Origin of the sequence: Paraburkholderia ultramafica, assembly GCF_902859915.1 — a bacterium.
In the GTDB taxonomy this organism is placed as follows: domain Bacteria; phylum Pseudomonadota; class Gammaproteobacteria; order Burkholderiales; family Burkholderiaceae; genus Paraburkholderia; species Paraburkholderia ultramafica.
In genome coordinates, this window is record NZ_CADIKK010000022.1 from 76,350 (window position 1) to 89,400 (window position 13,051).

16 protein-coding genes are annotated in these 13,051 nt (G+C 62.7%); 9 read left to right on the top strand and 7 right to left on the bottom strand.

Annotation, left to right across the window (positions count from 1 at the left end; all coding sequences use genetic code 11):
* Positions 1-23 precede the first annotated feature (23 nt).
* The 5 genes from HV744_RS22750 to HV744_RS22770 are packed head-to-tail and all read right to left on the bottom strand — an operon-like array spanning position 24 to position 3,106.
* Positions 24-551, bottom strand: coding sequence for a cupin domain-containing protein (locus HV744_RS22750; protein ID WP_175151649.1), 528 nt, complete (start codon positions 549-551; stop codon positions 24-26).
* 26 nt (positions 552-577) lie between these two features.
* The gene (locus HV744_RS22755; RefSeq protein WP_175151650.1) at positions 578-1,345 is read right to left on the bottom strand and encodes an SDR family oxidoreductase; all 768 of its coding nucleotides are present in this window, start codon (positions 1,343-1,345) and stop codon (positions 578-580) included.
* Positions 1,338-2,429, bottom strand: coding sequence for an aromatic ring-hydroxylating dioxygenase subunit alpha (locus HV744_RS22760; protein ID WP_175151651.1), 1,092 nt, complete (start codon positions 2,427-2,429; stop codon positions 1,338-1,340). Before HV744_RS22760 ends, HV744_RS22755 begins: the two co-directional genes overlap by 8 nt.
* Positions 2,430-2,478: 49 nt before the next feature.
* A complete protein-coding gene (locus HV744_RS22765) occupies positions 2,479-2,790 on the bottom strand; it encodes a recombinase-like helix-turn-helix domain-containing protein (RefSeq protein ID WP_175151652.1) in 312 nt (103 codons plus the stop codon).
* A 1-nt stretch (position 2,791) separates the two neighbouring features.
* On the bottom strand, positions 2,792-3,106 hold the full coding sequence (locus HV744_RS22770; protein WP_175151653.1) for a non-heme iron oxygenase ferredoxin subunit: 315 nt from the start codon (positions 3,104-3,106) through the stop codon (positions 2,792-2,794).
* Positions 3,107-3,544: 438 nt separating this feature from the next.
* On the opposite strand from HV744_RS22770, the gene HV744_RS22775 reads away from it, so the two are divergent.
* Positions 3,545-4,618, top strand: a complete 1,074-nt coding sequence (locus HV744_RS22775) for a porin (protein ID WP_175151654.1) — start codon at positions 3,545-3,547, stop codon at positions 4,616-4,618.
* A gap of 106 nt (positions 4,619-4,724) precedes the next feature.
* On the opposite strand, the gene HV744_RS22780 is transcribed toward HV744_RS22775, so the two are convergent.
* Complete coding sequence (locus tag HV744_RS22780; RefSeq protein ID WP_175151655.1) at positions 4,725-5,705, bottom strand: IclR family transcriptional regulator; 981 nt, start codon at positions 5,703-5,705, stop codon at positions 4,725-4,727.
* A gap of 407 nt (positions 5,706-6,112) precedes the next feature.
* On the opposite strand from HV744_RS22780, the gene HV744_RS22785 reads away from it, so the two are divergent.
* Positions 6,113-6,400, top strand: a complete 288-nt coding sequence (locus HV744_RS22785; RefSeq protein ID WP_175151656.1) for a hypothetical protein — start codon at positions 6,113-6,115, stop codon at positions 6,398-6,400.
* Between the two features lie 102 nt (positions 6,401-6,502).
* Positions 6,503-8,200 (top strand): acid phosphatase, encoded by a 1,698-nt coding sequence (locus HV744_RS22790; RefSeq protein ID WP_175151657.1) that lies wholly within the window; start codon positions 6,503-6,505, stop codon positions 8,198-8,200.
* A 127-nt stretch (positions 8,201-8,327) separates the two neighbouring features.
* Here the strand turns inward: HV744_RS22790 and HV744_RS22795 are convergent, their stop codons facing one another.
* A complete protein-coding gene (locus HV744_RS22795; protein ID WP_175151658.1) occupies positions 8,328-9,002 on the bottom strand; it encodes a DUF4410 domain-containing protein in 675 nt (224 codons plus the stop codon).
* 161 nt (positions 9,003-9,163) lie between these two features.
* On the opposite strand from HV744_RS22795, the gene HV744_RS22800 reads away from it, so the two are divergent.
* The 6 genes from HV744_RS22800 (at position 9,164) to HV744_RS22825 (ending at position 13,045) form a co-directional block, all read left to right on the top strand.
* The gene (locus tag HV744_RS22800) at positions 9,164-9,523 is read left to right on the top strand and encodes a DUF3564 domain-containing protein (RefSeq protein ID WP_175151659.1); all 360 of its coding nucleotides are present in this window, start codon (positions 9,164-9,166) and stop codon (positions 9,521-9,523) included.
* A gap of 360 nt (positions 9,524-9,883) precedes the next feature.
* Entirely contained in the window at positions 9,884-10,633 is a 750-nt protein-coding gene (locus HV744_RS22805; protein ID WP_175151660.1) for a DNA/RNA non-specific endonuclease, read from the top strand.
* Entirely contained in the window at positions 10,626-10,886 is a 261-nt protein-coding gene (locus HV744_RS22810; RefSeq protein WP_175151661.1) for a hypothetical protein, read from the top strand. Before HV744_RS22805 ends, HV744_RS22810 begins: the two co-directional genes overlap by 8 nt.
* Before the next feature lie 288 nt (positions 10,887-11,174).
* A complete protein-coding gene (locus HV744_RS22815; protein WP_175151662.1) occupies positions 11,175-11,552 on the top strand; it encodes a hypothetical protein in 378 nt (125 codons plus the stop codon).
* Between the two features lie 264 nt (positions 11,553-11,816).
* A complete protein-coding gene (locus tag HV744_RS22820; RefSeq protein WP_175151663.1) occupies positions 11,817-12,158 on the top strand; it encodes a hypothetical protein in 342 nt (113 codons plus the stop codon).
* Positions 12,159-12,160: 2 nt separating this feature from the next.
* Entirely contained in the window at positions 12,161-13,045 is an 885-nt protein-coding gene (locus HV744_RS22825; protein WP_175151664.1) for a 4-hydroxy-tetrahydrodipicolinate synthase family protein, read from the top strand.
* The last annotated feature ends 6 nt before the right edge of the window (positions 13,046-13,051 follow it).

Sequence of the window (13,051 nt, forward strand, 5' to 3'; positions counted from 1 at the left end):
AACTGGAACGACGCTTTATCGCTTTAGCGCTTGAGCCTGGCGAGCGGCGAATCCGGCGGATACGTCGGCGTGATCGGCTTCGGCGAACCGAGCATCACGCACATCAGCGCGTCTTCTTCACCGATGTTGATTTCCGTGCGGTACACGCCCGGCGGCACCGAGATCAGGTCGCGTTCGCCGAGCACGGCTTCCCAAGTTTCGCCGTCTTTCTCGCAGATCACCTTCATCTTGCCGCGCAACACGAAGAAGATTTCTTCGACGTCCATATGAATATGGCTCGGCCCGATATTGCCGGCCGGGATCACCATCGTCGAAAACGTGAAGCCGCCTGCCGGCACCGTGTTCATGTCTTTCGCGACACCCGTGCCGCCCGTGCCGACGTAGCGCATTTGCGCGCGGCGATACTTCGGGTCGTAGTCGGCCTGGAACTTCAGCGCGTCCCAGTCATAGCGACGCGTTTCCAGACGCGCGACGCGGCTGTCCAACCATTGTCCAAAGCTCGCGTCCGCGGGTTGTTCCCACGATTTGCGTTCGATATCGGCGTCCGCCATCTCTTTCTCCTTTCGATTCGACAAGATCAATTCATCACGAAGCCGCCGTTCACCGGCAGCAACTGGCCAGTCACGAAGCGCGCGGCGTCGGACAACAGGAACAGCACCGGCCCGGTCACGTCGTCGGGCACTTGTGCGCGCGTCAGCGCGCGGCCTTGCAGGTAATACTCGTGACGCTCGGCGGGCACGTACGCGGTCGCCTCGACTTCGGTCAGGCCCGGCGCGATCGCGTTGACGGTCACTTGATGAGCGCCGAATTCGCGCGCCAGCGAGCGGGTCATCGAGATCAGCGCGCCCTTGCTCGCGACATACGCGAGCAGCTTCGGCGCGCCCCACATCGCCGTGTCCGACGCGATGTTGACGATAGCGCCACGGCAGGAGTCGCGCAGATACGACAGCGCGGCGATGCTCATCAGCCAGGTGCCGCGCACGTTGACGTTCATCACGGCGTCCCACGTGTCGACCGACAACTCGTCGGCGAACCTGCCGCCGGAGTTGGTGATCGCCGCGTTGTTGATCAGCGCGTCGATGCCGCCGAGCTGCGCGGCACCTTGCTGCGCGAATTGTTCGATGCTGACGGGGTTGGCGAGATCGAGCGGCAGGTAGGTCGCCGCATGGCCTTGTTCGCTGAGCGATGCCGCGAGCGCTGCGCCTTCTTCATGCAGCACGTCGCCGAACACCACGTGTGCGCCGGCTTGCACCAACGCGCGGACAAACGCCGCGCCGAGACCGCGCGCACCGCCCGTCACGAGGACGCGCCGGCCGCTGAGCGCTGCGTGCGTGGCGTTACGCATGGCTGTGGCCTGCTTGCGCCGCGACCGGCGTGGCTGCTGCCGCTTGCGCGCGATGCGCGTCCAGATCGGCGAAGTGCTGTTGCGCGCGCTGACGCAGCATGCGGCGCACCCGCGTCATGCCGACGTCGTGCTGATAGAGGAATTCGTGGTCGCGGGCATTCGGCGCCATGCTTTCGAGCACGTAGCGGTCCTGTTCGAGCACGGCCCAGTGCAGACCTTCCAGACGGTTGCGATACAGGAAGCGCCACGCGTCGCGCTGCCAGCCTTGCACCTTGCGGGTACGCCAGAAATAAACCTGGCAGTTGTCCCCGTCGACGGGCACCGCGAAGCCGATGATCCCGAAGCTGCCGCCCGGGCCGAACTTCTTCTGGTACGGAATCGCGAGGCGCATCCACAGGCAGCCGGTTTCGCCGAGTTCCACCCAGTCGAAGTTCACGTCGCGCTGGCCGACCTTTTCGAACATCAGACCGGTTTCGGTCTTGCGCACGCGCATGTCGGCCTGCTTGTCGCCTTCGGCCATCGAGTGCGACGTTGCGTGCAGGTACGCGCCGTGCATCGGGTCCATCACGTTGTCGATCGCGTACTGGTAATTGCACTTCCAGTTCGACACGCACAGGAAGCTCGCGTATTCGTCGTCAACCAGTTCTTCCGGCAGCACGAGCGGCGTGGGTTCCTTACGCGCTTCGTCGCCGAACCACAGGAAGATCGCGCCGGCGTGCTCTTCAACCGGATATGACTTCACGCACTTCTGGCCTTCCAGCGGGCAGTTCGACACGGCCGGCACTTTCTGCACCGTGCCGCTGCCGTCGACTTCAACGCCGTGATACCAGCATGCGACGCTGCCGCCGAGGTTCCAGCCGAGCGACAGACGCGCGCCGCGGTGCGGGCAGCGGTCTTCGAGCGCGCGGACTTTGCCTTGCTTGTCGCGCCACAGCACGATCTGGTCGCCCAGGCGCGTGATGCCGACCGGCGCGTCGCCGACTTGCCAGCTCGGCGCGACGGGATACCAGTAGTTACGCAGGCCCTGGTTCAGGTACGACTGGATCGGGTCGGCTGCGCCTTGAGTTGTAGTGGGGGACGTCATGAAGAGACTCCGGATACGGATGCGATGAAACGTGTTCGGGAAAGCGCGCTTATTCGGCGAGCAGGCGGAATTCGGCGGCAAGACGATCGGCGTCCCACGCATTGCCTTCCGGCGTACGGAAGCCCACGCGGTTCAAACCGTCGACCACTTCCTGCAACTCCATCGCGCCGCCTTCGAAAACTTTTTCGAGCGCATCGCCGAAGTCGTTTTCGTACTGGGTCGGCTCGGCCTTGCGCGTTTGCCAGATGAAGTTGCCGGTCTCGCCCGGCTTCTCGATCACCCCCTTGCCGCCGACGTTGTTCGGCTGCGGCGCGAGCCACGGTTTCAGAAAGGGATTGAAGTTCACGGCTACCTCTCGCATGTCATTCCACCTTGATCTGGATTTCTTCACCTGCCAGACGTACGGAATACATCTTCAGGTTGCGGCCACCGGGCTCTTTCAGACATTTGCCGGTCGGGATATGGAATACGGCTTCGTGCAGCGGGCACTCGACGGTGTCGCCGTCGATAAAGCCCTGCGTCAGCAACGCATATGCATGGGGGCAGACGTTTTCGAGCGCGTACAGCTCGTCGCCCACCTTGTAGATGCCGATTTCGGTGCCGTCGAGTTTGAACTCGAGCGGCGCGTCGTCGGACAGGTCGCCGGCATGGCCGGCGCAGCGCCATTGATCAGTCATTTCTTGCCTTCTCCTGAAGCCCCGTGTTCCACATAAGGAACAGTAGTTCGTGTATGGATGATTATAGGAGTGGCTTCGACGAGAAAAAATAAAAATCTGGAGTAGTAGGGGAAAACACCGACTGTGGCATTCGCAACACAGCATTGCGTGCTCCGCCGGGGCGGGGCGATGCGGCTGCGCGCCCTGTCACGCTTGGGGTTGCGCGAAATTTCCAGACAAACGCGCGGATGTTCCTTCGGGTTTGTACGGGGTTCGAAAATTTATTTTGACCACTTCCAGACTCACTATGCTTTTCCATAGGCGATACAAACGCCCATAGGTGGAACATAAAGCGGAGCGGTTTTGGCGCATAAACCCAGAGCTGCATTCAACCCAAAGCAAGGATCAGGGACGACGAATTCGGCAAAGGCCAATGTCGTGTGATCAGGAGAACCAACGGTGAAGCACATCATTGCGGCCGGCTTGACGGCAATCTGCGCGACCACGAGCGCGTGGGCGCAGAGCAGTGTGACGCTATACGGCAGCCTGGATGCCGGTGTCGCGTATATCAGCAATGTAGGCGGTCATTCCAGGTGGATTCAGGAACAGGGCAACATGCAGCCCGACCGCTGGGGCCTGAAGGGCGTAGAAGATCTGGGCGACGGTCTGAAAGCGGTTTTCCAGCTGGAAAACGGCTTCTACACGAACACTGGCGCGTTCGCTAAACCGGGCGTGCTGTTCAATCGTCAGGCGTTTGTCGGCTTGAGTTCGGACCAGATCGGCACGCTGACGTTCGGCCATCAAACGCCGTTCAGTTTCGACGTGCTGGGTCCGTTGAGCACCGGCTATCTGGCGGCCAGCTGGTATGCGTTCCACCCGGGCAACATCGATTCGCTCGCCGACACCGGCGTGGTGCCGTTCGACAACTCGGCGAAATTCCGTTCGGCGACTTTTGGCGGCTTCTCGGTCGGCGCGATGATGGGTCTTGGCAACACGACCAACTTCGCAACCGGCCGGAACCTGAGCTTTGCGCTAAGTTATGCGAACGGTCCGTTCAAGGCCGGTGCGGCGTACTCGAACGAGCATGACCGCACGCCGTCGATCGTCACCACGGGCATCACGACCTTCCAGGGTGTGCCCGCGGCGAACTACATCGCGGACAAGGTCCAGAACATGGGCGCAGGCGCGTCGTATCAGTTCGGCAAGCTGCTGCTGCATGCGCTATACACGCGCGTGAAGCTGGAGTCGGCCGGACACTCGGACACGTTCCAGAGCTACGATGCCGGCGCGAATTATCAGTTCACGCCGTTCAACACCGTGGCCGGCGGCGCCGCGACGACGACGCTGGCGGGCAATCGCTGGACGCAGTTCATGATCGGCGATATCTACTCGCTGTCGAAGTCGACGCAACTGTATGTGAATGCGCTGTATCAGCGCGCGGGTCCGGACACGAACGCCGCGTTCTTTACCGCGGGTGTGTCGAGCGGCCGGAACCAGACGATTGTCCTGACCGGCATCCATCACTCGTTCTGAGCGCCCGGCTTCTGGCTTCCGGGCAGATGGTGCGGCGAAGCTGGCGATCCGGCTGCGCACGCAGCCGGACTCGCGAACCAGCACAGACGTGGAAGCTGAAGCCGGATCAGCTTGCCGCGACCGGCTTGCGGCGCGCCTGAGCCGCGGTCGGATCATCCGGCCGCGGACGATAGCTGAGACGCTCGGACAGTTCGAGCGCCGCCTGGCAAACGGCGATGATGAGCGGTTCGCGCTCTTCGGCTTCGCCGATATCCGACCGTGGAATCGTAACGGTCAACGCGGCCACGATCTTGCCGCTTTGATCGCGCACCGGCGCGCTCACCACCGAAATGCCCCGCTCGAACGACGCTTCGCTCAGTGCGTAGCCGAGCGCTGCGCTTTCGCGCACTCGCCCATACAGTTCTTCGACGGTCGCCGGCGTGCGCTCGGTGAAACGTTCGAGTTGCGGCTCGGGATACAACTGGCGCAATTCCTCGAAGCTCAAATCGCCCATCAGCACCTGGCCATGCACCGTCGCATGGGCCGGCAAACGCGTGCCGACATGGACCTTCACGGAACTGAACATCGGCGCATGGGTTTGCGCTTTGGCGACGAACACGACGTCGCGCTGATCGCGAATCAGCAGATGCGTGCTCAGGCCAGTGGCGTCGCGCAGGCGTTCGAGAATCGGCGTGCCGACGTCGGTCAGTTCGAGCGAACTCAGATATTCGAAGCCGAGCCTCAGCACCGCGACGCTCAGGCGGAAATAACGATCGCCGTTGACGCGTTCGAGAAAGCCGAGCGCTTCGAGCGTCTGCAATAAACGGAAGGTAGTGGTGCGCGGAATGCCGATGCGCTTCGACAACTCGGGCGCGCCGAGCACCGGTTCGCGCGCGCTGAATTCAGCGAGGATCCGCAGGCCGCGCTCGAGTCCCGGCACCAGATAAGTCGATCCGCCGGCGCTCTCTTCGTCGGTGGGATCGGGGGAAGCGGCGGCATCGGCGCTGTCCGGCTGGGACAACGCCGCATCGTCCAGCGAAGCCGAGGCGGCCGCGCCGCGTGGCTTCGTGTGTTTGCGTCCCGCTCCTGTCTGCTCTTCTTTTGCCATCTTGGCTGCCGTTTTCTGCTGTTCATCATGGTCAGATCAACATGATAGCGCGAAGCATGCGGCGCTCATTTATCGTGACGCCCCGCGCACGCAAGGCTTGCGGGTCCACGAAAAAAAGCGGGCCTCATCTGCAATCACAAGACTCGCGAAATCGGCGCGCAACCATCGAAAGAGAAGTCGCAATCGCTTGCCGCGCCGTGGCCTGCGACCTGGCCCGGTGCGCTGCCGGCCGCAGCGGCTCGCCTAGCGGGCGCGCCGGCAGCGCGGGGCCATACCCGCAGGCATCGTCAAGCCAGCCTTTGCTGCACTGCCACCGTTTGCGCGCGGTGCTATTCTTTGATCCGGTCCATTGCGCGGGGCGTCACTGCCGCGCTCTCGCTCCGCTCAAGCGTAGGGAGGCCACGCTCATGTCCGATTCCATTCAGATCAAGGTTGCCGACTCGCATCTTTATCCAGGCTGCGCGGTACGCATCGCGCATTTGCCCGAGCCGGCCCGCGCGGCTGCCGCGATCGTCGAATTCGCGGACGGCTCCGGCGCGCATGCCACCTGCCATCGGCGCGCGCATGACGAACTCGAATTGACCGTCGACGGTTATGCAACGCAAAAGCGTCATCCCGTGGATGCGCGGCATTGGCTGCTGCTCGCCGTCGACGCAACCCACAGCAGTTGGCGCGTGAAGCGTCGGCTGCCTTAGCCCGCGAGGCCGTCCGGCCTCTTCGAATCAGCAACCGGTGCCGCGCGCGCGCCGCCCCGAGCGGCAGTCATGCGCCCGTCACGCAAACTTCGGAACCTACCGATGACCGACCACGATTCCAGCCTCCCGCCAAACGCCGACAACCCCGCCAACGACGCCCCCGACGATCCCGAACGCCGCCGTGTCCTCACCGGTCTCGCGGCGGTCGGCATCGGCCTCGCGCTGACCGGCTGCAAGACCGACCAGCTCACGGCGAGCAGCGGTGCGCCGCGCAGCGCCGCCGACTTGCGGCTGGACGCCGCGCTGCGCGATCAGGTCAAACACATCGTGGTGATCTACGCCGAGAATCGCAGCTTCGCGAACCTCTACGGCAACTTTCCCGGCGTCCAGCATCCGCTCGACGCGGTGAGCGCCGAGCGCTATCTGCAACTCGACCGCGACGGCAAGACGCCGCTGCCGCGCTTGCCGGCGATCTGGGGCGGGCTCGTGCCGCAAGCGCAGGAAGTCGACGGCCGGCGCTACATGATCGGCCAGAAGGATCTCGACCACCTGAACAACCGCCCTTTCCGACTCTCCGACGCGCACGGCGCGCCGCTGCCGACCGGCGTGATCACGCGCGACCTGGTGCATCGCTTCTATCAGAACCAGATGCAGATCAACGCCGGGCGCAACAACCAGTTCGCCGCGTGGGGCGATTCCGGCGGCCTGGTCATGGGGCATTACCGCAATTCCGCCGACACGCTGCGCCTGTGGAATCTCGCGCAGCAATACACGCTGTGCGACAACTTCTTCATGGCGGCTTTCGGCGGCTCATGGCTGAACCACATCTTTCTGATTTCGGCGCAGGCGCCGTTCTATCCGGACATTCAAAACAGCCCGGCGAAGAAGCTGGTGTCGGTGGTGGAAGGCGACGATCCGACCGGCACGCGTCTGAAACTGGCGACGGACTCGCCGACGTCCGCGCTCGACGGTCCCCCGAAATTCGTCAACGACGGCGGGTTCACGGCCGACGGCTACGCGGTCAACACAATGGCGCCGCCCTATCAGCCGAGCAACGTGCGGCCAGCCGAAGGCGGCAACCCGGCTTTCGCAGACCCGGCGAATCCGCGTGTGCTGCCGCCGCAAAACTACGCGACGATCGGCGACCGTCTGACGGACAAGGGCGTCGACTGGGCGTGGTACAGCGGCGCGTGGCAATACGCGCTGGAGCATCAGGACACCGGCGCGGTGCCCGACTTCCAGTATCACCATCAGCCGTTCAACTACTTCGCCAATTACGCGCCGGGCACCGCGGCACGGCGCAGGTATCTGCGCGATGGGGGCCTCGGCAATGACGCGTCGTCGAACCACCTGATCGCGGATATCGACGCGGGACGTTTGCCCGCCGTCACGTTCTACAAGCCGCAAGGCGATCTGAACATGCACGCGGGTTACGCGGACGTCGAATCGGGCGACCGTCACATCGCGACGCTGATCGAGCATATTCAGCGCGGCCCGCAGTGGGCGAATACGGTGGTGGTCGTCACGGTCGACGAGAACGGCGGCTGGTGGGACCCGGTTGCGCCGCCGCTGGGCGACCGCTGGGGTCCGGGGTCGCGGGTTCCCGCGCTGGTGATTTCGCCGCTGGCGAAGAAGGGCTACGTCGATCACACGGTGTACGACACCAACTCGATTCTTCGCTTCATCAGCCGTGTGCATGGACTGACGCCGCTCGACGGCGTGGTCGCGCGGGATCGGGCGTTCGCGAGCAATGGTCTCGCGCCCCTAGGCGATTTGACGGCGTCGCTGGATCTGGCCTGAGCGGTTTTATCGGCGGGGTGGTTCGGCGCTGGCGGCCGATATGACCGGAGTATTTGTTCGCCTGCGGCGACGCCGCAGGCGGACCACGCCACATCGAAACGCCCCGCCTCGCACGCCGCGCCGCGGCCTAGTGCGCCGCGGCATGCAGCTTCGCGATCACCGCGTCCGAAATCTCCTGCGCGGTCTTCCTGATCGTCTTCTGCTCGTCGCCGCTCGCCATCACGAACTTGGCCGCGATCACATATGGATTCAGTTTGATCACCGCGCCCGGCATGTTCTTGCTGTCGGCTTCTTCGACCGCCTGATACAGCGGCGGCAAATCGGCCGCTCCCAGGCTGTCGCACGACACCGCCACCTGGATATCGTTGTGGCCCGCGCCGAAGCCCACCATCGCACGCCGCAAACGATTGCCGTCGTCGACACTCAGAAACACGCCGCGCACTTGCCAGCCGACAGTCGGCAACGGCTGACCCGGCGCGATCCGGCGCGCGTCGACACCGCCCTTGTTTAAATCGTGCGTCAGCGCGTCCGCCATCTCGTTCACGATGTGCGTGGCGTGTTCCTGTGGATTCTTGTCCTGCCCCAACGGTCCGGGTCCGCTCGGCAGCAAACCGCGCAGCCGACGCACACGTTGCCCTGGCCCGCTATCCGGCGTCACGTTGGCCACGTCCAGATCGAAGTCGGCTACATAGACAATCGGTACCGGCGCGACGAACGGCGCGTTGTCCGCTGCAACACCTAGCGGCGCGACCGCGCTCAAGCATGTGGCCAACACCGTGAATGGCAGAAACCGACGCAGCATGGCATGCCCCCGCGAACGTCATCGTGCAGGCGGCTATCGTACCGCCGCCTGCAGCGGGCGTCCGCTTTTTTCGTGCCTGATCGTCAAACCTTTTGCCTTGCATATCGCGCGTCACCGCATAGACTGATAAAGCACGACTTCGCAATTTGTACGGAACTGCCATGCGACTAACCATCCTGATCAACGGTTCCGATCCCACCGTCAACCACGATTACGCTGTGTTATGGCTCGACACCGACGAACACCGGTGGTCGAGGGAAGCGCATCAAGGGATCGATTTGCCCCCATGGGGCGAGTTGCACGACGAAGACGGCGTGACCACGCTCTGTGCGCCCAGCACGGATGCGCCGTTATGCACGCTGCGTGGCCTGCATGTCGACCGCAAGCAACGCGTGAGCGCGGCACAAGGCGCCGCCGCATGGACGGCCCTGCCGACACGCGCGCCGACCCGCGGCTTCTGGCGCTTGCAAGCGGTGGACCGTCAAAAGGTCCGCGCCGAAAACAGCGTGTTCGGTAATTAGGTTTCAGCGTCTTTTCCGCAGACCGGTCTTATCGGTCGAAAATGCCGCGCACGGGCAAGCATTCGCTCGTGCGCGTGTGCTTGTTTGTGCGCCACGGCACACATAAGATTTTGCGTTGCACGCATTTAAGCCGTTCTTAAGATTGCGTGAGTAGATTCAAAAGTCCACGCATTAGGGTCGCTGCAAAGCGGCCCGTTTTTTTGCCCGCGCCCTTCGCGTATGTTCCTTCGCTCCATGCCGGCATCGTTTTCATTGCGATGCGTCGTCTGCTTCCTTCCCTGTGTTTGCGCTGCATTTAGGGTCGCTCGATGCGGGCTTGCAACGCTATACTTGCGCCCCCATCCCTCGAGTGAATGACACATGAAGAAGTGGTTCGCCTGTCTGTTGTTCGCCGTTGCCGCTCACGCGAGCGCGGCGCCCTCCTGCACCCAGTTCACACCGAATGCGCAATGGCCCGTTCTGACCAATCAGAAGATGGCGCCGAAAACGCGCATGCTGTGCTATAGCGATTTCGCGGTTCTGCATTCGGGCATCACGCATGGTCCGCTGTGGTCCGCCGAGCATCTGACGCGCGAGCATATCGAAGCCGCCAAAGACATGGTGCGCACCAACAAGTTCTTCGAAGATGCGCGTTTGCCCGAAGGCGAAGGCGCAACGCTCGCGGACTATAAGCGCAGCGGCTTCGATCGTGGTCATATGAGCCCGGCGGGTAATCGCTGGAATCAGCAAGCGATGGCACAATCGTTCTCGCTCGCGAACATCGTGCCGCAGAATCGCGAGAACAACCAACGGCTGTGGGCACGCATCGAAACTTCGGTGCGCAAGATCGCGGTGTCGTACGACGATACCTACGTCGTCACCGGGCCGATCTTCAACGGCCAGCAGTTGCAGACCATCGGACCGACGCGTGTGTTCGTGCCGACCCAGTTGTTCAAGGTCGTCTACGTGCCTTCGCGGCAGTTGGCGTTCGCGGTGGTGGTGGACAATGTGTCGACCAATCGGTACGACATCAGGACGATTCACGAACTCGAAGCAGCATCGGGCATCCGTTTTCCGGGCATTCCGGAAAACCTCAAGGACCAGCGACCGGGAGGACTGAAAGGTGTTTAAACCCTATTCGAACGATGACGACGTGCTCAACATTCAGGGCGACGCCCTCACGGTGAGCAACGGCACCACGCGCGTGGTGCTGAACGGCACGCTGGAGTTGACGCAGGATCAGCGCGGACTGAAGGCGGCGCTCGCGCTGAAGGAAGCGGTGGACGCGATCGTCGCCAGCTTGCAGGCGCAAGCGAATCTGCCGGCGAAGGTGAAAGACGAGCCGGATGCGAAGCCGGGCGTCGTGCAGAATCCGTTTCAGTGATGCTTCAGTGATGTGTTAGCGAAACCCGCGTGATGCGAAGGCGGAGGAACTGCTCGCCGCCTTCGCGTTCGCGATCAGTGCACGCCCTTTGTTGCAAAGCGCACGCAATCTCCTTCTCCCTCGCAGACCGTAACGCGTCACACTGATTCAGTACCCCGATATGTTTCGGCGGTTACGTTTTGTCACCAGAACCTCGTCAACTCCTGTCGTCCGGCCAACGTTAAACCGGCAGCGCTGAAACAATTCAGCTGCGACACAAAAACCACCGGTCCAACCAGGAGTTACACCATGAAGACGCTTTTCGCCGCTCTCGCTTCCGCTCTGCTCGTGTCGACCGCATTTGCTCAAACGGCCGCACCGTCCACCACACAATCCGCGCAGCCTGCGCAAATGCGGCCCGCCGGTCAAGCGAATCTGAAGGCGAGCACCGCCGCGCAAACCGGCGCGACTGACGAAGGCGCCGCCACGACGAAAGCGCCGGCCAAGGCCGCGACGAAGGCGCATGTGAAAAAGACCTCCACTCACACGACCAGGACGCACAAAGCCACCAAGAAAGCCGCTGCGGAAACCAGCGCCGCGAAGACTAAAACGGAGAGCGCGAAAGAGGCCAGCAATGCCCCGGCAAAAGCCGACGGCGCACAAGCCGACACGACAAAGACGCAATAACACGTGATCGGCTTCGGCACGCACCGGCCGCATCTGTGTAGTTAATCGAAGCCGAACTGTGCCGTTCAGGGAGGGCGAGTCATATGACTCGCCTTTTTTTCTGCGCGGGTTGCATTGAACTGCGGGAGTCGATATTCAAGCACAAGCACATGAAGTCCCTATGATTTTTTCAGCGGACACGTCAATTTTTGCACTGCGTTTACTTGCGGAAGTCTAAGCTCGAACTGTCTTGATCAACCATGGCGTCAATGAACGCCGCATCACATGGCTCTCACACAATCAATCGACAACTTCGCCACGCAGCCGCTCGACAAGCCGCCGGTTCAAGCCAACAACGTCATTCCCTTCCCCTCGGCACGCGCCCTCTTGCAGGTGACGCTGCCGCACCCGTCGCACGATCTTGCGGGTACTCAACTCCGCGCACTGCTTCGCTCGCCGCTTGGCGTGTATGTCGTCAGCGCGGATGCGGTTCGGGAAGAAGTACGCGTGCAACTCGACATCGCGTTCGAAGACCTCGACTTCACGCTGCATACGCTGATCTCGACGGTCCCCGCCGCGTTGATCGGACCGTTGAAGCGCCGCGGCAACATCGCAAAGGCGCGCTAATCATGTTCTCAGGTATCTGGTTGCCGATCGTGACACCGCTGCGCAATGGCGAAATCGATATCGACGCATTGCAGCGCCTCGCGGACTACTATCTGCGCACGGAGATCAGCGGCTTCGTCGCGTTGAGCACGACGGGCGAAGCTGCGTTGTTGCAGCAAGCCGAGCGCCTCACCATATTGCACGCGCTGACCGATGTGATCGGCTCACGTCTGCCGATGCTGATCGGCGTCGGCGGATCGAATACGCGCGACGTGCTGCACGAGATTCAACGCTATGAACGCTGGGATTGCGCCGGCTATCTGATCTCGGCGCCGTCCTACGTGTGTCCCGATCAGGCCGGCGTGCAGTGGCATTTCGAGCAGGCCGCGCTCGCCACCGAACGCCCCATCGTGCTGTACAACGTGCCGCATCGAACCGGCGTGACGATCGAGCCGGACACGGTGGCGCGCCTTGTCGAATGCGACAACATCGTCGCGATCAAGGAGTGCGTGAAGGAACACTTCGCCAGGCTGAGCGGCCTGCCGATCAACGTGCTGTGCGGCACCGACGAAGCATTCGACGAGTGTCTGAATCACGGCGGCACCGGCGGCATTCTGGCAAGCGCGCATGTGTGCGCGGATCTGCTCATCGCAGTACAGGACCTGATCCTGATCGAACACGACTGCAACGCACGCAACCTGTTCGCGAGTTTGCTGCCAGTGTTGCGTCTTCTGTTCTCCGCGCCGAATCCGTCCGCAATCAAGGCGATGCTGGCTTTCGATCATTCGCTGACCGACGAAACGCGCATGCCGATCACACGCGCCTCGGCGCAACTCGTCGAGCGTCTGGGCACCGCGCGCGACAGGTTGCAGGATCTGCGCGCCGAGTTCGCCAGCACAATGACCTAGCGCGCG